Source organism: Allochromatium humboldtianum (genome assembly GCF_013385175.1).
Taxonomy (GTDB): domain Bacteria; phylum Pseudomonadota; class Gammaproteobacteria; order Chromatiales; family Chromatiaceae; genus Thermochromatium; species Thermochromatium humboldtianum.
The window spans coordinates 1-817 of sequence record NZ_JABZEO010000061.1; the positions used below are offsets into that span (position 1 = coordinate 1).

Annotated in this window: 1 protein-coding gene; it reads left to right on the forward strand. The window is 68.1% G+C overall.

The features are described 5' to 3' along the window. Window positions 1-817: IS4/Tn5 family transposase DNA-binding protein (locus tag HW932_RS21465; protein ID WP_176978483.1), on the forward strand; the 817-nt coding region annotated here is incomplete at both ends.

Below are 817 nucleotides of genomic sequence, written 5' to 3' on the forward strand. Positions count from 1 at the left end.
TTGGGCCGCCGAAGAGTTTGAGACGCTTGACCTGGGGGATGCGCGTCGCAACCGGCGAGCGATCGAGCTGCTCAATGACTTGGGCGAGCGTCCGACGGCGAGCATTCCCGGAGCCTGTCGTGGCTGGGCGGAGATCCAGGCGGCGTATCGGTTCCTGGGTAACGACCGGTACGACTGGCTGGACCTGCTGGAGCCGCATCGGGTGTGCACGCAGGCGCGGATGGCGGCCCATCCGGTGGTGCTGTGCACACAGGACACGACGCAACTGGATTTCAACGGCCAGGTGATCGAGGGGTTGGGGCCGTTGAGTTATGAGGCCCAGCGCGGGATGTACCTGCACCCGACCTACGCGATCACGCCGCAGCGCGAGCCGTTGGGGGTGTTGGACGCCTGGATGTGGGCGCGCGAGTTCAAGGACGCCGAGGGGCAACGCGGCGGGGAGCCGGAGAGTCGGCGCTGGATGGAGGGCTATGCGCGGGTGGCCGAGTTGGCCGCTGGATTGCCCGACACGCGCTTGGTCTACGTGGCCGATCGGGAAGCCGACCTGTTGCCCTTGATGATTCGCGCGCGTGACCTGGAGCATCCGGCCGACTGGCTGATTCGCGCCAAGCACAATCGCGTCCTGCCCGATGGGGACGGCGAGAAGCTGTGGGCACGGGTGCTGGCCACCGAGCCGTTGGGGGAAGTGCACTTCACCCTGGCGCCGGGACGCGGACGCCGGAGTCGAGACGTGCGTCAGGCCCTCTATGCCCACCGCGTCAGTGTCTCGGATCGGCGTGGGGGACGGGTGGACGCCACCTGTGTCATCGCGCGCGAG